This is a genomic window from Bremerella cremea, from assembly GCF_039541315.1.
In the GTDB taxonomy this organism is placed as follows: Bacteria; Planctomycetota; Planctomycetia; order Pirellulales; family Pirellulaceae; genus Bremerella; species Bremerella cremea.
In genome coordinates this window covers 75,160-94,801 of sequence record NZ_BAABFZ010000001.1, presented here as the reverse complement: position 1 = coordinate 94,801, position 19,642 = coordinate 75,160, and the positions used below count along the sequence as shown (strand labels likewise).

Below are 19,642 nucleotides of genomic sequence, written 5' to 3'. Positions count from 1 at the left end.
TCGCGGGGCCGAAGCGAACTCTAGTTCGCCTTGTTTGTCCATTCTGTCAACCAAGAGGTGCCGATCGATTCGTCTCGCCTTGGCTTTATGGTTTGTCGATTTTAGAATAGGCAGGCCGAGCCTTCCTATAAAATTCGGCAAGTTTATTCTTTCACCACCTAGTTGAAACACGACCTCCATGTCTGATTCCGTCCAATCCTCCGAACCGTCCAACGACCCTCCTTTCGAGGTCCAATTCGCGCAGCGCGTTTATCGCTTGCCGCCATACATGTTCGGGCGGATCAATGCCTTGCTGTACGAAAAGCGAGTTGCCGGGAACGACGTGATCGACATGGGTATGGGCAATCCGTCCGATCCGCCTGCCGACTACGTGATGGAAAAGATGTGCGAGGCGGTCCAGGATGTCCGCAATCACGGTTACAGCAAGTCCAACGGTATCCGTAACTTGCGCCGCGAGGTTTCGGCCAAGTACTTGAAGAAGTATGGCGTTCGCCTTGATCCCGAATCGGAAGTGATGGTCTGTCTGGGATCGAAGGAAGGCTTCTCGCACATGTGCCTGGCGATGATGGGCCCAGGCGACACGGCGATCGTTCCGGCTCCTTACTTCCCGGTTCATACTTATGCGGTCGCCTTGGCTTCCGGCAACGTGATCTCGCTCGACGTGGCTGATAGCGAGAAGTTTCTATCGAACATCGCTTACACCTGCGAGCATTTGTATCCCAAGCCAAAGCTGCTGATCATTTGCTATCCGCACAATCCATCGACCGTCACCGTCGAGCCGGAATTCTTTGTCGATGTGGTGAAAATCGCCAAGAAATACGGCCTGATGGTGATCAGCGACTTCGCGTATGCCGACGTCGCTTTCGACGGTTACAAACCCCCCAGCTTTCTTTCGGCTCCTGGGGCCATCGACGTGGGCGTTGAGTTCACCACGATGAGCAAGGGTTACAACATGGCTGGCTGGCGTGTTGGCTACTGTGCTGGTAATCGTGAGATGATCCGCGGGCTGGGCACCATCAAAGGCTATTACGATTACGGCATGTTCCAGGCAATCCAGATCGCCTCGATCATCGCTCTGCGTGAAGGGGATGCCGCAGTCGAAGCTCAGAGCCAGATCTATCAGGGCCGCCGCGATGCGTTGGTCGACGGTCTGCACCGCCTCGGCTGGGAAGTCACGCCACCGCGAGCCGGGATGTTTGTCTGGGCCAAGATTCCAGATAAATGGCTCGAACGAATGAACACCATGGACTTTGCCATGATGCTACTAGAGAAAGGCGACGTTGCTGTCAGCCCTGGTAGCGGCTTCGGTCCTAGCGGCGAAGGCTATTTGCGTATGAGCCTGGTCGAAAACGAAAACCGTCTGCGTCAGGCCGTTCGTCAGATCAAGGGTTGCCTGAAAGACGCCGAATCTGGTTCGGTGGCAACGTCGAGCTAATCGCGACGCGATCTGTTGATATCCCGGATGGCTATCGGAGGTTTCCCCTTCGATGGCCATCTTACGGTGGTTCTTTCTGCCCAAAGCCTGTGGCTGAAGCTCTTCGCGACAGATTCCCGCACCTCTGGTTATAAGCCCCTGTACGAGTGCTTGCAGAGGTCTATAATAGCGGAAATTTGCCCGCTCCGAGGGGCTGCACTAAGTGCATGAAAAAAGGAAAGCACCTGCTCGCCGAAACAAGTGCTTTCCCAAAGGCTGTCCAAACTTTCGCTTGGAGACCCACAGCCGTACTCCTTGGTATCGGGAGCACCTTCGGGAAGACTTTAACCATGTCCCTAATGGGAATGGTTTCCTTCCTGTTTCGTCTCGATAGTCCGCCGCGATCCTTGAAGAAGAACGCAATCCGAAATGACTCAGCCTGCCAAACTTGCTCTGGAAGATGGAACCGTATTCACCGGAACTGCGTTCGGAGCGATCGGTGAAGTGGCCGGAGAGGCTTGCTTCAACACCTCGATGACTGGCTATCAGGAAATCCTGACCGATCCTAGCTATCGCGGTCAGATCCTGACCATGACCTATCCGTTGATCGGCAACTACGGCGTCAACTCCGAAGACATGGAGAGCGCCAAGATTCACATGGCAGGCTTCATCATTCGCGAGCCCAGCCGTGTGGTCAGCAACTTCCGCTCGGATGGTTCGCTCGACGAATTCCTGAAGAAGAACAACATTGTCGGTATGTGGGGCATCGATACGCGGGCTTTGGTTCGCCGACTTCGTTCCGCCGGTTCGATGAAGGCAATCTTGTCGAGCGTCGATCTCGACGACGCGTCGTTGATCGAAAAGGCAAAGAACAGCGCTGGCCTGGTTGGTCGAGACCTGGTGCAAGAAGTCCTGCCCGATCAGCAGAAGTTGTGGGAAGAAGACCTCAGCCCATGGATCAAAATGGGAGACAAGGCTCGCGCGGAAGCGAGTCGAAAAGAGCAAGACCTGCACGTGGTGGCGCTCGACTACGGCATGAAATGGAACATCCCACGTCACTTGCGCGATTTGGGCTGCAAAGTGACCGTGCTGCCAGGGACTGCGTCGGCCGATGAAGTGCTGAGCCACAATCCTGACGGCATCTTCCTTTCCAATGGCCCTGGTGACCCAGAACCGTTGACCGGTCCGATCTCGACCATTCAGGGCCTGCTCGGCAAGAAGCCAATCTTCGGTATCTGCCTGGGGCATCAACTGCTGTCGCTGGCTTGTGGCGCGAAGACCTTCAAGCTGAAGTTCGGTCACCGTGGTGCGAATCAGCCAGTTCTCGACATGGGGACCGAGAAGGTTGAAATCACCTCGCAGAACCATGGCTTCGCTGTCGAAGAAGAAAGCCTGCCAGCTTGCCTGGAAATCACCCACCGCAATCTGAACGACAACACGATTGCTGGCGTGAAGCACAAAGAGCTGTCGGCCTTCAGCGTGCAGTACCATCCGGAAGCTTCGGCTGGTCCGCACGATAGCGAGTACCTCTTCAATCGCTTCCGTGCTGCCATGGATGCCGAGAAGGGTGCTGCTACCGCTTAAGGCTGTAGTAGCTGGTCGATATTGGCCAGCATGCGATGCCATCCTTCGGCGGTTCGCTCGACGTATTCAATCCACTGGGCATCCATCTGATGAACGATGGTTGCTTCGCTGCCGATGGCAGTGGGTTGAAGCGATAACGTGACGATCGAAGGATCTTCTTTCTGGCTGGCATCCACAATCCAGGTAAACGCAATCGTGCCGGGGCGCTCTAGCTGTAGATAGTGTCCCCAATGCTCCGCGACGCTTTCACCGCGTCGATCGGAAAAGAAGAACTGGCCGCCAACTTTCGGATCGACGTCGACCCGCACGATCTCGCCGCTGAGGCCATGGCTCTTCAGCGAATGGCTCAACCAGACACGGATCGAAGCCGGTTCGAGCCAGGCATCGTAGACCTTTTCAGCCGCGACGGAAAATGGATAGCTTGTGCGAGCTTCGATCTTTTCACGCATTGCAATTTTTCTTCAGGGCGGAGAGTGCCATCTCAGCTAGATAGCATGCCGCGTGAACCAGACCCGTGCAATCAGAAACGCCGAAGCTATTCCGCCGCGGTGTCTTCGTCTTCAGGCGTCGATTGACGTAGATAGACCAAAGCAAACCAGTCGTAGAGGGCGTGGATCACAATCGGCACGATCAGGTCTCCGGTCCACCAGAACCAGATCCCCAGATACGCCCCCATCAAGCCGCTGATGACGAAATATTCCTTCGTCATAAAATGGACCACGCCGAAGAGCAAACTGGTCAAGATAATCGGGACGGCAGGCCCAGCGTTGGCACCGACCATCTCTTGCAGAAACGTTTGAATAACGCCGCGAAAGAGAGCTTCTTCCCCGATCCCTGCGGCCAGGCTGATCAGCAGCAGTTCAATCACCGTCGCTTCGCGGAACAGCGGTACGATCTGCCGCTCCATGAAGTCATTTAAATCTTCCAGGCCATCCAACTCGGTATGCTGCAGCCACATGAATGCGGCCAACAAGGGCAGGGTGGCAACGGCTCCCAGGCCCATCGCCCCTAAAATTGCGGTGACGCTACCACTATTCCAGCTGGCACTGATCCACGGAGCGACCCCAACGGCCCAGCCTAAGCCGATCGCGACGAAGGCCAGAAACGACTCGAACAAGACGGCCGTTCGAATAAACCACTCGGCCCGTTCGCGTGCAGGCACGGTCGGTCCGATAGGATCTTCGAAATCGTAATCGTCTTCGTCGTCAAACACGCTAAATGCCAGGAAACGCGGTGGTCGCCAGGGAGGTCGGAGGCTTGCTGAGGTAACCTCTCGAAGAGGGCCAATCGGATCGGTGAAGGATCGATCTTAACCCAATCGCAACGAGAATGCCTGCTGCATTGTCTCGTTTACCACGCCTGGCGCCAAACCGTCAGACAGCTTTCAATCGTCCGATTCCCGGAATCTGCCTTGTTAATCGACGCAAAATGGGGGCTGGTTGACGCTTGCTTGCATTCTCAAGTAAACTTTTCAGCTTATATTCGCTCGAAATGCGGCCCCTCTGTATAGAGCTAACAGGACCAACCTGTGAGCAGGCAGAATGGGTGAGCCCTCAAACCGATCAACACTCCAGCGTTTGTGACATTCAAAGGTTTCCAGACATGGCCAAGAAAAAGGCAGCGAAGCAATCCAAGCCTACGAAGATGGTGTACTACTTCGGTAAAACGAAGACCGAAGGCAAAGGTGTCGGTAAGGATCTGCTCGGCGGTAAGGGTTTGAACCTGGCCGACATGACCTCGATCGGTCTGCCAGTTCCTCCCGGGATCACCATTACCACCCAGGTCTGTGCTGACTACTACAAGGCTGGTAAGAAGCTGCCTAAGGGTCTGATGGACGAAGTTCACGAAGGTGTCGCCACCCTCGAAAAGGAACTGAAGAAGAAGTTTGGCGACAACAAGAACCCGCTGCTGGTTTCGGTTCGTTCCGGTGCAGCTGTCTCGATGCCGGGCATGATGAACACGATTCTGAACCTCGGTCTGACCGACGAATCGGTGGTCGCCCTGGCCAATGCCACCAGCAACCAGCGTTTTGCTTACGACGCTTACCGCCGCTTGATCGACATGTTCGGCGACGTGGTGATGGAAGTCGATCGCGATCACTTCGAGCACGCGTTCACCGCGATCAAGAAGAAGTACAACGCCGGTCAGGACAACGAAGTTCCTGCGGAAGGTCTGATCGAACTGTGCAACGAGTACAAGGCGATCTACAAGAAGTACACCGGCGAAGATTTCCCTCAAGACCCGATGAAGCAGCTCGAGCTGGCCATCGAAGCGGTCTTCAAGTCGTGGAACACGACCCGTGCCGTTCGCTACCGCGAAGTCGAAGGCATCCGTGGTCTGCTGGGTACCGCCGTCAATGTCCAGAGCATGGCTTACGGCAACATGGGTCAGGACTGTGGTACCGGTGTGGCCTTCACCCGTAACCCTTCGACCGGCGAAAACAAGTTCTACGGCGAGTTCCTGATCGACGCTCAGGGCGAAGACGTGGTTGCTGGTATTCGTACCCCGCAGCCAGTTGCCGAAATGAGCAAGTGGAACAAGACCGTCTACAAGCAACTGCTTGAAATCAAAGACACCCTGGAAGCTCACTACAAAGACGTCCAGGACATCGAGTTCACCATCGAAAAGGGTGAGCTGTTCATGTTGCAGACGCGTAACGGTAAGCGTACCGGTGCGGCTGCCGTGAAGATCGCCTGCGACATGGTCAAAGAAGGTCTGATCGACGAAAAGACCGCTCTGCTGCGTATTCCAGCGAACGACCTGACCCAGCTTCTGCTGCCAAGCTTCACGCCAGAATCGAAGAAGAACGCCAAGGTTCTGACGATCGGTCTGCCAGCTTCGCCAGGTGCCGCGGTCGGTACTTTGGCCTTCACCGCTGAAGAAGCTGTCGAACGTACCCACGCTGGCGAAAAAGTGTTGCTGGTCCGTAAGGAAACCAGCCCGGAAGACATCGACGGCATGCACTCGGCCGTTGGTATTCTGACCTCGACCGGTGGTATGACCAGCCACGCTGCTGTGGTTGCTCGTGGTTGGGGCCGTTGCTGTGTCGCCGGTGCCGGTGAAATCGAAATCGACGAAAAGGGTCGCAAGATCAAAGTCGGTGGCAAGACCTACAAGCACAGCGACGTCCTGTCGATCGACGGTTCGACCGGCCAGGTCATGGAAGGTTCCGTTGAAACCAGCGAACCAAAGCTGTCGGGCGACTTCGCCAAGGTCATGAAGTGGGCCGATCAGTACCGCACCCTGGGTGTTCGTACCAACGCCGACACTCCGAAAGACTCGCAGCGTGCTCGCGACTTCGGTGCGGAAGGTATCGGCCTGTGCCGTACCGAGCACATGTTCTTCGAAGAAGATCGCATCACCAGCATGCGTGAAATGATCCTCGCCGAAACCGAAGAAGATCGTCGTGCCGCTCTGGCCAAGTTGCTGCCTTACCAGCGCGAAGACTTCGTCGGTATCTTCACCGCGATGAAGAACCTGCCAGTAACCGTTCGTCTGTTGGATCCACCGCTGCACGAATTCCTGCCGCACGATCCAAAGGCTCAGAAGGAAATGGCCGAAATGCTCGGCGTTTCGCCAGCCAAGGTCAAGTCGCGCGTCGCTGCTCTGCACGAATCCAACCCGATGCTCGGTCACCGTGGTTGCCGCTTGAGCGTGACCTATCCAGAAATCCTGGAAATGCAGGTCACCGCGATCGTCGAGGCGGCGATCGAATGCAAGAAGAACCGTATCAACGCCATGCCGGAAATCATGATCCCGCTGGTCGGTACGGCTGCCGAACTTTCGTTGCTGCGTTCCAAGACGGAAGAAACCATCGAAAAGACCAAGGCCGACAAGGGCTACAGCGGTCAGCTCGATATCCTGATCGGTACCATGATCGAAATTCCGCGTGCTGCTCTGACGGCGAACGAAGTCGCTGAGTACGCTGAATTCTTCAGCTTCGGTACCAACGACCTCACGCAGATGACCTTTGGTTACAGCCGTGACGACGTCAACACCTTCCTGCCAGACTACACCCGTCTGGAAATCCTGCCGACCGATCCATTCCAGTCGCTCGACACCACCGGTGTTGGTCAGCTGGTCGAAATGGGCGTCACCAAGGGACGTCAGGGACGTAATGGTCTGAAGTGCGGTATCTGCGGTGAACATGGTGGCGATCCTGCTTCGATCGACTTCTGCCACACCGTCGGCTTGGACTACGTGAGCTGCTCGCCATTCCGCGTGCCGATCGCTCGTCTGGCCGCTGCTCAGGCTGCGATCCGTCACAACAAGTAAGCCGTTACCACGCCTCGCGTGGTCTGCTTCGGCGAAATGATAAAACGCAAAACGCCGACCTGAACCCAGGTCGGCGTTTTTCTTTTCTTGAGTGCCCAGCTAGATCTCAAGCTTCAGGCCTTCCCGCTCGGCCCAGTACTTCAGAATCCGATGCGAGTTGTCGTCGATCTGGTTGTTGCACTTTGCTTTCGCGTGAACAATGCTCTTCTCGTTCGGCATGACCTCGATCGTGGCCATCCGTTTCGGAATACCTTGCTCGTGCACACGCAGTGACCAGATTGAACATCGGTGCTTCGCACACGAGTCGATGTAGGTCGCCACGCAGTGATCCATCGCGGCTCCTTCCAGGATTAAAGCTCGATCGCTCAGCAGCTCGAACATCAGCCATTTGACATTGCCTTCCTGGTGCACCATCGATCGAAACGGCGAGCTGTCCCACTGGAATGTCTTCATCGCCAGCTCAGGCCGTTTGGCCAGGATCTGTTCACGCCAGTTGGTCATGTTCCGTCTCAGCGACTTGAGCGTGCGGCCTTTCATGGTGAAGTCTGGCTGCAGTGGGCGCTCATCGGCACCACGTCCCCAGACTTCGATCCCAGGGCGAAACTTCTGCTCTTCGATGAAATCGTAGATCGCGAACGCTTCGTCTTCATTCGTAACGTTTTCGCGAACGAAGAATCGGAAGACGGTTTCCCAGAAGCTCTCGTTGCCGACTTCGGACCCGGCAGTGGTGTACCTGGCAATCTCTGTGGCGATCTTCTTGCGCACGCCGTAGCTTCGTAGTTGGCTCCAACGCATCGCCTCGGTCGGCGTGAAGTCATCCGGGGCCTGCATGAAGAACCGGGCCGCCTTCGGAGGGAGCGGAATCGCAGGACGATCCGGAAACTGCCGAACCCCTTTGCCCGATGCGAGGTGCAAGTAAAGTGCTTCGTGCCAGCGCACGGCGTTTGTGCTTAGCCACGAGTAGGCCATGAAGTCCGGCACCGGATAACGCTCGAACAAATGACCCAGCAGCGAACGCAACGTCACGCGGTGACTAAGCGGCCCCCCTTTCGCTTGCGGTGGAATCCACGATTCAGGAGTGTTTGCCCAGTGAAGTCGTTTCTCGGCAACCGTCTTCAGCGTGCGGATGTAGGCCCGCAGCTCCATCGGATCGCGAATCGGTCGACTGGGACCAGGGCTTAACAGATCGGAAAGGCGGCGAACCTGAGTGACGAGATTCCAATAGGCACGTCGATTGTTGCCACCACTTGGCTGATGGCAAGCAAGGAGCTCGTCCATGATTTGGTGAAAGTAATGATCACGAGATCTCATAGAAATCCATGCTCTCTATCGATATGTACGGACCTATCGTCAGCGCAATCAACGACTGACGACGTTAGTGAAGGTCAGGTCAAAGACGACCTGGCTAGAAATCCACTTGTCCGCAATACAAGAGCATGGCTTGAAATCCTGACGCCTCTGCGAACCATCGCAGGGCAGTTTGAGTGAACGATGTTGGCGGGCACAATCGAACCAAGATAGTTCCCCGCATTGGCAAAAGAGAGACAAGTCGGCCGGGAAAGGTTCGCCCGGAAATTGATCAGGCGCATGAAAAAGGCCCTGGACGCGTCACCAGAACGAACGTCAGGGCCTTGAAATGCTTCGAGCGAATCCGATCGCCGGGGCGTCGCAGCGCATTAGCTTCGCCAAGGAATCAGCGACCAGAGCCGACGATCTCGCAGAAACACACCCAACCAGATCAGCACGCCAATCACCGATTGAATGATGAACGGATCGCCGACACGCCAATGCGTGCAGATCGCGCCACCCATGTAGCCAGTCAGCAGGATCGCCCCGAGGATCGACGTGTAGGGGACCAGGTAGATGATCGCGATCACCAGTTCCAGCACGCCCAGCGGAAAACGCATTTCCAGTGGCAGGCCCAATTGCGAAAAGCCTTCTTCGACGGGGGCACCGCCAGCCAGCTTGCCCAGCGCACTGGCAATCAGCAGCAAGCCAATCAGGCCCGACAGGACCCGCCCGGTCCATTTGGCCGCCGCAGGCGTTGCCCCTGGTTGGATGGGGGGCGGTTCTGGGGATGGTTCATTCATTTCGTCGTCTCGTCGTATGTGCCAGTTGAACGGAATAGCTGATTGTATCGCGGTTGCGTATCAAATGTCTCTAAGATTCGGCTGCACTAAGTTTCCGACGCGGCGGCTTGCTGCTCACTCAGTTCCTTCAGGGAAGTAAGTCCCTCGATAAACTGATCGCCGCACATCTTGTCGACATTCAAAATCAGATGGGCGAATTTCGCCATCATATTCAGCTTGCCGGACATGCTCCAGGTCACGACGGTTCCACCATCTTCTGGCTGGAAAGTAAACAGCACATCGTTGTCGCACTTCATCGGAGCACTCATCTTCAAATCAATCGCGATCGATTCGTAAGGCTGGCTGGCGACAATCGTTGTCGAGCCTGATCCGGTGTTGCCATTGCCGTTCCACTTCATCTCAGAGCCGACGCCCGATTCCGGACCAGTGATCGTCTTCTGCATGTTGGGATCGAGCTTCTCGTAAGGGGACCAGGTTTCCCAGGCCGCCATGCTGTTCACGTGCGGGAAGATGACCTCGGCCGGAGCATCAATCTTCAGCGAGCGAGAAATGGCGAACTCGTTTGGACGGAACGCCAGGACGATCAGTAAGATCACCACGAGCCCGACCAGGCTTGCGATGAGGTACAGAACGATGGTAAGCATTTTTCGTGGAACCGAAGTGGAAGACATCGGGCGAAACTTTCAGCCAGGTAAGACTCGGCGGACTACTTTTGCCGATAATAGTGGGCGGTCATGAACGGATGCCAGACTTCGTTGTCGTCGATCACTTGCGAACGCAAGATGCGATGATCGGCGTCAACGATTTCGATGATGTCCTGATAGGCGACCGTCCCCTCGCTGACGAAACTTGGCCCGTTCGCATTCAGCGTCAGGACTTTTCCAGCATCGTCCAGAGTGCCTCGTTCGTAGATCCAGAGGTACGTCATGATCGACGCGATGAAGGTTCCGACGAACGCCTTCTGCTTCGGGTCGTAACCCAGCGTCAGGATCGTTTTGCCAGTGCAGTCGGCCATTGTCTCGCTGGTGGTTTCCATCTCACCAATCACCCATAAGTCGCCAAGCTTGCGGACCACTTCGGTTCCTTCGCTGGTATGGGGCGGTTCGTCCGGGCCCATGACCATTTCCGATTTCATCGTCCAGGTGCCGACCAGGTTGTCGAGCCAGGCATGCTCGGCTTGAGCTTCTTCACGCATTGGTTTTCTCCAGGTGTCAGAGCAAAAGGGTTAGTTGTCACGTTCGGCAGCCAAACGCTGCGACGTTTCCATGATCATCAGGTTGGTGGCTTCGTCGGCCGGACGAATCTCGAACGGTCCCATGCGAACGCCTGGATGCTTCGACATCAGTTGGATCGCATGGTTCAAGTCACGGGCCTCGAGCAACAAGATGCCGCCGATTTGTTCCTTGGTTTCGGCAAACGGGCCATCAGTCACGTCGACGTCGGGGTTCCGGTAACGGAGGGTCACGCCATTCTTCGAGTTATCGAGCGCTCCGCCGCCAGCAAAATGGCCTCCTTTGCGGAGCTCGTTATCATATGCCATGCACTCTTCAAAGATCTTCTGGCTGGCTTCCGGGCTCAAGCTGTCCCAAACCGATTCGTCGATATATCCGAGGCAGACAAATTTCATGTCATCGATTCCCATCACAAGAAGTTTGGTGTTTGCCTATTGGTCGCTCAAGAAGAGGCCATTTCGACAACGTGCGAAAAGAATTTTGAAAAAGAATCGGATCGCCAGGTAGAGTTGCCTCAACGAAGCTCGCGCAGGCGACCTTCCAGAAACCGTCGTTCCGGTTCTTGCTTGGCCAATTGAAGGGCGCGCTCGTACGAGGCGATTGCCTCGGTATTTCGGCCCAATCGGCGGCACAGATCAGCTTTCGCAGCATGCGCCAGATGGTAATCTTCCAGCGAGCCAGAAGAAAGGATTTCGTTGACCAAGGCGAGACCAGCTTCGGCCCCGTCCCGCATCGCCACGGCGACCGCGCGGTTCAAATAAACGACCGGCGAGGGCTCGATGCGTGCCAAAACGTCATACAGAGCAACAAGTTGTGACCAGTCGGTCTCGGCCGAGGAAGCTGCTTCGGCGTGCACTGCAGCGATCGCTGCTTGGATCGTGTAAACGCCAAACCGACGCGTGTTGAGGGCATCCTGAATCATCTTGGCACCCTCGGCAATGGCCTGCTGATTCCAAAGCGAGCGGTCCTGGTCTTCCAGCAGGATGATATCGCCGTTGGAGGCCGTACGGGCCTGCCTTCGCGATTCCTGGATCAGCATGAGTCCGAGCAGGCCCATCGCTTCCGCGTCGGGTAGAAGCGATACTAGCAGCCTTCCCAGGCGAATTGCTTCTTCAGAGAGATCGCGTCGCGTCGCCGTTTCGCCGGACGATGCCGAATAGCCTTCGTTGAAGACCAGGTAGATCACGGCCAAGACCGAATCGAGCCGCGATGGCATCTGCGGGATCATGGGGACCTCGAACGGGATCCCGGCGTCGCGGATCTTTTGCTTGCCACGCACTATCCGCTGGGCGATCGTCGGGGGCGAAGTGAGAAAAGCCGAGGCGATCTCTTCGGTTCGCAGGCCACACACTTCTCGCAAGGTCAACGCGACCTGGGCGGAGGCCGGGATTGCCGGGTGGCAACAAGTAAAGATCAGTCGTAAGCGATCGTCTTCGATTTTCTCGTCGTCGATGGCGGCGAACTGGTCGTGGTCGGCATCGAGTCGCTTGGCAATCTCGCCGAGCGATTCGTCGAAACGAACACGCCGCCGGATGGTGTCGATTGCCTTGAATCGGCCCGTCGAAACGAGCCAGGCACGAGGGTTATTCGGGATACCCTCGGCCTCCCATTTTTGAACTGCGCTGGCAAAGGCTTCGTGCATGGCCTCTTCGGCCAGGTCAAAGTCTCCCAGCAATCGCACCAGCGTGGCAAAGATGCGGCGCGATTCGTTGCGGTAAAGTTCGTCGACAAATTGACGAACCGATTGCGGATCCTCTTCCACCATCGTGGAGAGTTCCTCCTGGCGTTTGTGCGGGGAAAGAGGAACAGCCGACCGAGGATTTATTCTTCCTCAACCAACCACTTCTTGGCTTCTTCCAGCTTGGTGTGGTCGAAGTACTTCACATTGGCGGAAGTGAATGGCTTGCAGAAGACTGCCATGCCTGCTTCCCACTTCGATTCGCCAACGATCGCCAGACGCTTGATGTCGCCCCAGTGCTTGGAATCGAACTTGATGTCGTCCCACAGAGCGCCCATGGTCCAGCCGTGGAAGTTATGCAGTTCGACCAGGAGGCGGAGCTTACCGAACTCTTGGATCTGCTTTTCGACTTCCGGTACGAACGTTTCGTAATCGGCAGCCGTCAGCTTGCCAGTGATACGGACGATCGTCAGATCTTTCAGATGCACAACTTCCAAGTTATCACTCATTGCGTGTCGCTCCCTTAGTTTGCATACGTTTCCGTGGGTGTTGAATCAGCCCCCAGTAGACACATTTATTCTACGGGGCAGCGTGGGCCAGTTGAATCCTAGGAGACGTTTTCCCAAAAGGCGAGTCCTCGAACCATCGAAACTTGCCTGCCCATTATGCCTCAGAGTTACAGCTTGCCAGCCAATACGGGTGGAAAGCTACCAATGCTGGAAACTATTTTTCTGAACTAACGCCGCCGAGCACGTTCAAAAGCCAATCTACCGGAGGCATGTCACCGTCGCCATCGGTCAGTTGATCTTGCTTTCCGGCCAGTTCGTAAGCGTGACGGACGATCTTCCGGCTGGCCGGATCGGTTTCGCCAATCACTCGCATCAGTTTGGGTGCCGCCAGCGCGAGGAAGGCTGGCACGTCGCCATATTTCGCCCCGCCAGGCAGCAGGTTTGGAGAGCGAATCGAATCGACCTCGCCAAACCGAAAGCCATCGGTCTGCAGCAGTGCGAAGTCAAACGCATCAGGCTGCTGGGCCATCGCGACAGCCCCGATGGCCGCCATCTCACCTTCGAGGGCGACCAGGCCAATCGACTTCGGCTCGCGATCGTGCGTTCGCATGAAGGCGACCGAGGTGAGAATATCGTGGACGCGTTGGGCAGCGACGCTGTAGTTGTAGCCCAGTGTGTAAGCGGCTGCTTCGCGTTCGTTGTCGACGCGCGGGGTCTGTTGAAACGGCTGACCATCCGGCAGGAACTCGCCTTGGTAAAGCAAGTCGACGCCAGCGACTGAAACCCCAGCGGAAACCAGCTTGGCGACCTCTGCCTTGAGTCGGCCTCCTTCATCGAACAGGCCTGCTTTGCCCTGGCTGGTCAGCCAGACGACAGTGTGCCCATTCCAGTTGTCCTTGGGGTAAAGAAACAGCGTCGGCAACTGTGTCTTGCCAGTGGTGTCGTTCAGCAGTCCAGCGATCAGAAGATAGTCTTCCTGCTGCTCTTTGACTTTGATCGAAATATCGAGCGTACCTGGTTGGAAATCTGCTTCGGGCAACATTGCCTCGAACGCGGTCGAAATCATCTCGCGGTACTTGTTAAATGCCGCCTGATCGCCACTCAAAAGAGGCTGAATCTGCTTTTCCGTTTCGTTGGTCCAAAGCTCCAGCAGGTCTCGCTCGAATTCAGCCTGATAGGTCGGTCGCGTTTCATTCGTCCAGACCGAAAGCTCGTCACGCGAGAGCCGCTGGAAAGGGCGTTCGTTGACCGACGCTTCCAGGCCCAGCAGACGATTGAACATCGTATACATCGCCCTTCGCGAGACCGCGTTGTAGTTGTGGCCGAACTCGGTACGTGAGGTCAGTTCGACCTGATCTTCGGCACCGAGCAAGGCGTACAGCTTCTTCAGGTCGGGATAGCCTTTCGTCTCGAACTCGACGGTCCAGTCGTCCGCCGCAGTCAAGCCTTGTGGTTTTGGTGCGAACATGGCGGCAAACTCGACGTTACCGGTTCCGATACGAAGAAGTGAACAGTTCTCGCAAGTGCATCCCCCTTGCATCGCGGTGGAAACCATCACAGCCGGGAAACAGGTCGAGACGCGAGGATCGATCGCGGCGACCAGCATTGTTTGCGTGGCACCGCCACTGGCACCGGTGACCGCCAGTCGTTTGCGATCGACATTCGGAAGGGACTCAAGAACATCGAGCGAACGAATGCAGTTCCAAATCTGCAGGCCCATGACCGACTGCAAGTGCGATTCGGCCTGGGGGCTGAAGAAACCCCAACGCTCGTTGGTATTCATTTCCGCACGCTGGCGAGCGAACTTGTGAACCAGGTCGAACGAAAGCTGTTGGCTGTCGGCATAGCCAAGCATATCGATCTGCAGCACCACGCAGCCCATCCGAGCCAGGTGGACGCAGCGGGCCTGGATCGGGTTTTTGGCCGCTTCTCGATCGGTCTCGGCACCGTTGGCCAGTTGTTCGTCGAGACTTTTATCGTCAGCAACGTAGTAACGGCCGTTCTCCCAGTGACCATGCGGGCACAGCACGCCGGGCAGGGGGCCTTGTTTGCCAATCGGTTCGTAAAGGTTGCCGGTGACAAACAATCCTGGCATTCCCTCGAACTTGACGTTCGAGACCGCATAGTCTTCGAACTCGCGGCGGCCGGATTGTTCGAAGTTCAAATCAGTCTTGGGAGGCATCGGCCAGAGCCCCAAAGCCACTTTTAGCTGGGTGCGGACCTTCTCGGCCCGGGCTTGCCACTGCGGGGCACTCTCGGGCGGCGTAAAGGGAAAGTACCCTTCCAGATCTTTGGGAGGTGCCAGACGGGCATCGTCGGGTAGTTGTCCTTGGGGAAGGACTCGGACCGACTGCTGTGCCGCGACGGTCGATACCAATAGAAAAGCAAGCAGCACAAGACTGCCTGCCACATGGGAAGCATGAGTTGATCGCATCACGTAGTTCGTCCAGAACGGAGGTAGGCGAGGGACGAGGAGTGCTTAGCAGTTTACGTGACGCGCGAGTGGGATGCGAGTCTTTTTAGGACGCCTTGAGCTTTTCGATTTCTTCGCGGGTCTTGATGATTTCCTGCTCGACGGCTTCCACCTCGCCTGGCTCGTCGGCTTGAGCTTTGACGCCGGCCAGCTTTTGGTTCAAGGTCTGCATCTTCTTCTGCAGGATATCGAGACGCTTCTTCTGCTTCTTGTCCATGAAGACTTCCTGAATGTGGTCGTTGAAAAGGGTGGTTTTACTAGCTGTTGGACGCCACCGCAACAATCTCACGCATCTTTTGCATGGCGATCATTGCTTCGATGCCCTGCAATCCGAAGCAGTGGTGAATGAGCATCAGGGCATCGTTGTAGCGATTGTGGGTGACATGTTCCCGAATCTTCATCGCTTTGGTAACAACGATCGGGTCTTCGGTATACCGGGCCGAGAAGGCCTTGGCACATTGCATTCCGACATAAGGAGAGAGGCCCAGAATCTGGGCAATCAGGTCACCAGCAGGGTCGAGTTCCCCTTGTTCGATCAGCGATACAAAGCGTGCAAATGCTGGAGCTTTGGGCTGACTTACTCCAGGGGCTGGCAGACCAATCATATCGCCTCGATCGACGACTACCGGTACCTCGGACGATGGTTGCTTGGCCAAGGGGAAGTGGGGCAGGCGTACGTTCTCCGTGGCTACCTCTTCCTCCTCTTCTTCCTCGAGATCGTAGATCGGAGGAGGCGATTCACTCGCTGAATCAGCCGGAAGATTCGAGATCATCTGGTTGAGATGCGACAACTTGTGTCCCATCTGGTCGTACAGCGATTCGATCTCACTGAGGAACGACTCGCCAGCGGCATCTGCTTGGATTTCCTCGGCTTGCTCTACGATGGCTTCGGTCATGCGAGCCATCAGGGTATCGCGGGCCTGTTTCAGGATGGCCAACGCCTGGGCGGTATTGGACATGGGGATAAGCACCTAACGTCGAGGGGGAGATGAAGGAGGGGCAGCCATATCGAAAATGGCTTGCCCGCATCTTCCATCTTAGTCAGTCCGCCCTCAAACGTTAAGAATTCTCGGCATGGGAAGGCGTGGCCGCGGCCTCCGAGGCCGGAGAATCGTCAGAACCGGAATGCTTGGGCACCCGCTCGGCGACTCGCAGCGTACCAGCCATCAGCACGACGATAATGGCCAGCGTGGCGTTCACTTTCAGCCAGAACCCCTCTTTTTCCCGGAACTTTTCGGCATTCTGGCTTCGGCCGACCAGCAAGCTGGCAATGTAGAAAATGACCAGAGCGATCAGCAGCTTGATGCCAGCGACGCCATGATAGTACTTCTGCGGAAAGTCGTACCGGGTGGCCTGCAGAACCAGCGAGACAATTCCGCTGAGCAATAGCAAGCCGGCGCACATCATCACCACTTTGGACCATCGCTGGCGAATGGCTGTTTTCAGTTCCGGCTTTTCGGCGAACTCGGTCGCGTTCATGGCTGGGTGCAGGGCAATCACCATGTACAGCGTTCCGCCGACCAAGATAATTGCCGGCAAAATATGAGCCCAGCGAATCACCAAATCGAGCAGCATTTCCATCGAAATATCCTTGTGGTAGGTCCGTAGTTGTCTTGTCGGTGGTCGGTTGAAGTTTTCGTTTTACGAATCGTTCCAGTGCGTTTCGGCAAAAGCGAGTGCCTCGGCCTTGGTGTGGATCCGCTTCTCGAGTTGTTCGTCCCGGATTGCTTCCAACAGCGACTGGAAACGGGGGCCTGGTTTAAAACCCGCTTGAATCAAGTCGTTGCCCGCCAGCAGGGGATCGGGATTGAGGTCTTCCTCGGGCAGGCTCATCCGCGACTCGGCATATTCCACGCCGGTGCTCGAGTTGTACCGTGATGTCTGGATCGCTCGGCCGACTTCGATCAGCAGTGGAGCATTCTCTTCGATCAGCAACCGCTGCAACTTCGGCCAGGCAACCTGATCGGCATGGCGAACGGTATGTTCGTGGCGGATAAGCCATTGGATCGTCTTCGTCTCGTCGTTGGTCAGCTTCAGCCGCTGGCAAACTTCCAGCACCGGAGCAATCGGCTTGAAGGGATGCGTTTCGGCCAAGTCTCGCTGGCAGGTGTACCGCAGCAAGATCGCCATCGCCGCACGGAAGTCTGGCGTCCGGAGCCGCTGCAGGGCATGGTAAGTTTCGCTCCAACGCAGGGCATGGCCAACTACCGGAGCGACCTCCGGCAAGATCTCGTCGAGTAAGGTGAGGTCGCGCAACATCCGCACGCCGATCATACGATGTTCGTCGGTCAGAATTCGCCGCAACTCGGCCGCGACGCGTTCGGCGCTGACCACGCTGATATGGGTCGCATATTCGCGGATGGCATGCTGCGTTTGTAACTCCAGGGCGAAGTTGAACGTCGAACTGAACCGGACTGCCCGAAGCATCCGCAGTTTGTCTTCTTCAAATCGCAGATAGGGATTGCCAATGCTGCGGACCAGGCCCGCTTTCAGGTCACGTTGGCCTCCGACAAAGTCGAGGACCTGCTCTTCGATCGGATCGTAGAACATGCCATTGATCGTGAAGTCGCGACGCTGGGCATCTTCTTCGGCAGACGTGAAGCGGACCTCGTCGGGGCGGCGCCCGTCGCTGTAGCCCAGGTCGGTGCGGAAGGTGGCGACTTCGACCTGGCCCCGACGTTTGCCTCCCTGGACAGTAATCACACCAAACGAGGCACCAATCGGCAAGGTTCGATCATGGCCGAACAGGTCTCGTACTTGGTCCGGCGTCGCATTGGTGGCAACATCGAAGTCTTTCGAGGGGCGATTCAGCAAAAGATCGCGAACGCATCCCCCCGCCCAGAGGGCTTGAAACCCGGACTGTTTCAAAGTCTGGATTACTTCGATCGAAAATGCCTGCGTTGCGGCGAGATCGAGACTCATGGTTTCACTGGCGAAGGAAAGTGGGGCGAAGGGGAAAGCATCCACCTTAGCAGATTACGTCCCACTGGACGATGGACAGTGCTATCCCTTAGATTCGACCTTGCGAGTCCGTTACACTCTCCAGGAAATAGGAATGTCTGAAGAAACCAGCCTGCCGATTGAGACGACCTGTCTCGATGTGAACAACCTGCAAAAAGAAAACGCCGACTTTCTGCTGCTCGATTGCCGCGAACAGAACGAGTTCGACCTGGTGCGGATCGAGGGCTCGACGTTGATCCCGATGAGCGAACTGCAAGATCGCGTCGGCGAGCTCGAACCGCATCGCCAGCGGCACATCGTGGTGCATTGCCATCATGGCGGGCGAAGCATGCGGGTGACGCAGTGGCTTCGCCAGCAAGGTTTTCCGAAGGTTCAGAACATGGCCGGCGGGATCAATGCCTGGGCCCAGGACATCGATCCGAGCATGCCGACCTATTAATCTCGGCTACTTCTTTTCTTCGTAAGGCCGCTTCGACAATTCGTGCGGCTTCGGGAAGTCGTCTGGAATGGGCTGCGTCACGTTGCCGGTCGCGGCCCACTCGGTACCACGCAAAAACGTGGTGATATAGCCGACGCATTCCATCGAGTAGTCGCCATGCCCCATCGGCGTGTGGAAGACACGTCCCTTGCCGTAGTCGATCGTCATGATCATCGGTTCGTGCCGGCCACTGCCACCAGTCGCTGGATCGGCATAGGCGGTGGCGAGAACGGTCATGTTTTCTGCAGGGCCACGTAGCTGATCGTACAACTCGTCTTGCGTGTGCATCCAAGACTTCGGCATCCCTTCAGTGATCGGGTGATCGCCATCGCGGATGACGACCTGAAACGGATGCTGGCTACCATGATGGCCACCGTTGCCCGGCTGGGTATCCCGAACGAGCTTTTCTTCTTTGTCGAAGTAGACATACGGTCCGCTTTTGGCGTTGCGGCCGCCCCAGCCACCCAGGCCGATGATCCGGTTATATTCGTCCCAGTCGCCAAAGGCATTGTTGGCGGCGTGCACGACGACGAAACCGCCTCCCTGCTTCACGTATTCCACGAAAGCCTGATCGGTTTCGGCTGGCCAGCGTTGGCCGTTGTAATTGCTGATGACGACATCGTAGTCGGCGAATTTCGGGGCGAAGCCGGCGGTCGAGTTCGACTCGGTCGAAGCGACGTCGACGGTGAACTTGCCACTCTCTTCCAGATATTGCTTCATCATCTGGGTCGTCTTCGGCCACACGCCATGGTTGTTCTGTCCATCGACAATGAGTGCCTTCAGCTTGGCGTCTTCAGCTTGGGCAACAGTCGAGAAGGCAGCCAGCAACAAGCAGGCACAGCTCAGCAAAAGGGTACGCATGGGCGGCAGCTCCGAGGGGGAATTTCCTTAGGTGATGTCGAGACGTGTCACTCGACGCGTCTCAAGTATAGATGAACCTAAGGTGCC

At 56.5% G+C, this 19,642-nt stretch carries 19 protein-coding genes; 4 read left to right on the top strand and 15 right to left on the bottom strand.

All coding sequences use genetic code 11. The annotated features are described in order from the left end of the window. Window positions 1–178 precede the first annotated feature (178 nt). On the top strand, window positions 179–1,435 hold the full coding sequence (locus ABD890_RS00420; protein ID WP_345084271.1) for an aminotransferase class I/II-fold pyridoxal phosphate-dependent enzyme: 1,257 nt from the start codon (window positions 179–181) through the stop codon (window positions 1,433–1,435). A 408-nt stretch (window positions 1,436–1,843) separates the two neighbouring features. Further along, entirely contained in the window at window positions 1,844–2,998 is a 1,155-nt protein-coding gene (gene carA / locus ABD890_RS00415; protein ID WP_345084268.1) for a glutamine-hydrolyzing carbamoyl-phosphate synthase small subunit, read from the top strand. On the opposite strand, the gene ABD890_RS00410 is transcribed toward carA, so the two are convergent. Beyond that, window positions 2,995–3,447 (bottom strand): SRPBCC family protein, encoded by a 453-nt coding sequence (locus tag ABD890_RS00410; protein WP_345084265.1) that lies wholly within the window; start codon window positions 3,445–3,447, stop codon window positions 2,995–2,997. The genes carA and ABD890_RS00410 overlap by 4 nt on opposite strands. Before the next feature lie 86 nt (window positions 3,448–3,533). Then, the gene (locus ABD890_RS00405) at window positions 3,534–4,211 is read right to left on the bottom strand and encodes a CPBP family intramembrane glutamic endopeptidase (RefSeq protein WP_345084262.1); all 678 of its coding nucleotides are present in this window, start codon (window positions 4,209–4,211) and stop codon (window positions 3,534–3,536) included. Window positions 4,212–4,600: 389 nt separating this feature from the next. Here ABD890_RS00405 and ppdK point away from each other — a divergent pair, with 389 nt between their 5' ends. After that, window positions 4,601–7,273, top strand: a complete 2,673-nt coding sequence (gene ppdK, locus ABD890_RS00400) for a pyruvate, phosphate dikinase (protein ID WP_373356981.1) — start codon at window positions 4,601–4,603, stop codon at window positions 7,271–7,273. A gap of 99 nt (window positions 7,274–7,372) precedes the next feature. On the opposite strand, the gene ABD890_RS00395 is transcribed toward ppdK, so the two are convergent. From ABD890_RS00395 to ABD890_RS00340, 12 genes are all read right to left on the bottom strand, one after another. Continuing rightward, the gene (locus ABD890_RS00395) at window positions 7,373–8,584 is read right to left on the bottom strand and encodes a PcfJ domain-containing protein (RefSeq protein WP_345084259.1); all 1,212 of its coding nucleotides are present in this window, start codon (window positions 8,582–8,584) and stop codon (window positions 7,373–7,375) included. A gap of 365 nt (window positions 8,585–8,949) precedes the next feature. Next, window positions 8,950–9,363 (bottom strand): DoxX family protein, encoded by a 414-nt coding sequence (locus ABD890_RS00390; protein WP_345084256.1) that lies wholly within the window; start codon window positions 9,361–9,363, stop codon window positions 8,950–8,952. Window positions 9,364–9,449: 86 nt separating this feature from the next. Continuing rightward, window positions 9,450–10,007, bottom strand: a complete 558-nt coding sequence (locus tag ABD890_RS00385; RefSeq protein ID WP_345084253.1) for an SRPBCC family protein — start codon at window positions 10,005–10,007, stop codon at window positions 9,450–9,452. A 62-nt stretch (window positions 10,008–10,069) separates the two neighbouring features. Beyond that, a complete protein-coding gene (locus tag ABD890_RS00380) occupies window positions 10,070–10,558 on the bottom strand; it encodes a DUF1579 domain-containing protein (RefSeq protein WP_345084250.1) in 489 nt (162 codons plus the stop codon). A gap of 30 nt (window positions 10,559–10,588) precedes the next feature. Next, window positions 10,589–10,990: a YciI family protein gene (locus ABD890_RS00375; RefSeq protein ID WP_345084247.1), complete on the bottom strand. Its 402-nt coding sequence runs from the start codon at window positions 10,988–10,990 to the stop codon at window positions 10,589–10,591. Between the two features lie 119 nt (window positions 10,991–11,109). After that, window positions 11,110–12,360, bottom strand: coding sequence for an RNA polymerase sigma factor (locus tag ABD890_RS00370; RefSeq protein WP_345084244.1), 1,251 nt, complete (start codon window positions 12,358–12,360; stop codon window positions 11,110–11,112). Between the two features lie 56 nt (window positions 12,361–12,416). Next, entirely contained in the window at window positions 12,417–12,782 is a 366-nt protein-coding gene (locus tag ABD890_RS00365; protein ID WP_345084241.1) for a SpoIIAA family protein, read from the bottom strand. Between the two features lie 214 nt (window positions 12,783–12,996). Continuing rightward, a complete protein-coding gene (locus ABD890_RS00360) occupies window positions 12,997–15,216 on the bottom strand; it encodes an acetylxylan esterase family protein (protein ID WP_345084236.1) in 2,220 nt (739 codons plus the stop codon). A gap of 85 nt (window positions 15,217–15,301) precedes the next feature. Beyond that, window positions 15,302–15,472: a hypothetical protein gene (locus tag ABD890_RS00355; protein ID WP_345084233.1), complete on the bottom strand. Its 171-nt coding sequence runs from the start codon at window positions 15,470–15,472 to the stop codon at window positions 15,302–15,304. 40 nt (window positions 15,473–15,512) lie between these two features. Further along, window positions 15,513–16,214, bottom strand: coding sequence for a hypothetical protein (locus ABD890_RS00350; RefSeq protein WP_345084230.1), 702 nt, complete (start codon window positions 16,212–16,214; stop codon window positions 15,513–15,515). A 100-nt stretch (window positions 16,215–16,314) separates the two neighbouring features. Next, window positions 16,315–16,836, bottom strand: a complete 522-nt coding sequence (locus ABD890_RS00345) for a hypothetical protein (protein WP_345084227.1) — start codon at window positions 16,834–16,836, stop codon at window positions 16,315–16,317. 60 nt (window positions 16,837–16,896) lie between these two features. After that, window positions 16,897–18,177, bottom strand: coding sequence for a CCA tRNA nucleotidyltransferase (locus ABD890_RS00340; protein WP_345084224.1), 1,281 nt, complete (start codon window positions 18,175–18,177; stop codon window positions 16,897–16,899). A 133-nt stretch (window positions 18,178–18,310) separates the two neighbouring features. Between ABD890_RS00340 and ABD890_RS00335 the strand changes: the two genes are divergently transcribed. Next, a complete protein-coding gene (locus ABD890_RS00335) occupies window positions 18,311–18,655 on the top strand; it encodes a rhodanese-like domain-containing protein (protein ID WP_345084221.1) in 345 nt (114 codons plus the stop codon). Between the two features lie 6 nt (window positions 18,656–18,661). Here the strand turns inward: ABD890_RS00335 and ABD890_RS00330 are convergent, their stop codons facing one another. Next, a complete protein-coding gene (locus ABD890_RS00330) occupies window positions 18,662–19,555 on the bottom strand; it encodes a ThuA domain-containing protein (protein ID WP_345084219.1) in 894 nt (297 codons plus the stop codon). Between the last annotated feature and the right edge of the window lie 87 nt (window positions 19,556–19,642).

Excerpts from the sequence above, each read along its gene's own strand:
- ABD890_RS00420 (WP_345084271.1), top strand. The coding sequence starts at position 179 with ATGTCTGATTCCGTCCAATCCTCCGAACCGTCCAACGACCCTCCTTTC.
- carA (WP_345084268.1), top strand. The coding sequence starts at position 1,844 with ATGACTCAGCCTGCCAAACTTGCTCTGGAAGATGGAACCGTATTCACC.
- ABD890_RS00410 (WP_345084265.1), bottom strand. The coding sequence starts at position 3,447 with ATGCGTGAAAAGATCGAAGCTCGCACAAGCTATCCATTTTCCGTCGCG.
- ppdK (WP_373356981.1), top strand. The coding sequence starts at position 4,601 with ATGGCCAAGAAAAAGGCAGCGAAGCAATCCAAGCCTACGAAGATGGTG.
- ABD890_RS00395 (WP_345084259.1), bottom strand. The coding sequence starts at position 8,584 with ATGAGATCTCGTGATCATTACTTTCACCAAATCATGGACGAGCTCCTT.
- ABD890_RS00390 (WP_345084256.1), bottom strand. The coding sequence starts at position 9,363 with ATGAATGAACCATCCCCAGAACCGCCCCCCATCCAACCAGGGGCAACG.
- ABD890_RS00385 (WP_345084253.1), bottom strand. The coding sequence starts at position 10,007 with ATGCTTACCATCGTTCTGTACCTCATCGCAAGCCTGGTCGGGCTCGTG.
- ABD890_RS00380 (WP_345084250.1), bottom strand. The coding sequence starts at position 10,558 with ATGCGTGAAGAAGCTCAAGCCGAGCATGCCTGGCTCGACAACCTGGTC.
- ABD890_RS00375 (WP_345084247.1), bottom strand. The coding sequence starts at position 10,990 with ATGAAATTTGTCTGCCTCGGATATATCGACGAATCGGTTTGGGACAGC.
- ABD890_RS00370 (WP_345084244.1), bottom strand. The coding sequence starts at position 12,360 with ATGGTGGAAGAGGATCCGCAATCGGTTCGTCAATTTGTCGACGAACTT.
- ABD890_RS00365 (WP_345084241.1), bottom strand. The coding sequence starts at position 12,782 with ATGAGTGATAACTTGGAAGTTGTGCATCTGAAAGATCTGACGATCGTC.
- ABD890_RS00360 (WP_345084236.1), bottom strand. The coding sequence starts at position 15,216 with ATGCGATCAACTCATGCTTCCCATGTGGCAGGCAGTCTTGTGCTGCTT.
- ABD890_RS00355 (WP_345084233.1), bottom strand. The coding sequence starts at position 15,472 with ATGGACAAGAAGCAGAAGAAGCGTCTCGATATCCTGCAGAAGAAGATG.
- ABD890_RS00350 (WP_345084230.1), bottom strand. The coding sequence starts at position 16,214 with ATGTCCAATACCGCCCAGGCGTTGGCCATCCTGAAACAGGCCCGCGAT.
- ABD890_RS00345 (WP_345084227.1), bottom strand. The coding sequence starts at position 16,836 with ATGGAAATGCTGCTCGATTTGGTGATTCGCTGGGCTCATATTTTGCCG.
- ABD890_RS00340 (WP_345084224.1), bottom strand. The coding sequence starts at position 18,177 with ATGAGTCTCGATCTCGCCGCAACGCAGGCATTTTCGATCGAAGTAATC.
- ABD890_RS00335 (WP_345084221.1), top strand. The coding sequence starts at position 18,311 with ATGTCTGAAGAAACCAGCCTGCCGATTGAGACGACCTGTCTCGATGTG.
- ABD890_RS00330 (WP_345084219.1), bottom strand. The coding sequence starts at position 19,555 with ATGCGTACCCTTTTGCTGAGCTGTGCCTGCTTGTTGCTGGCTGCCTTC.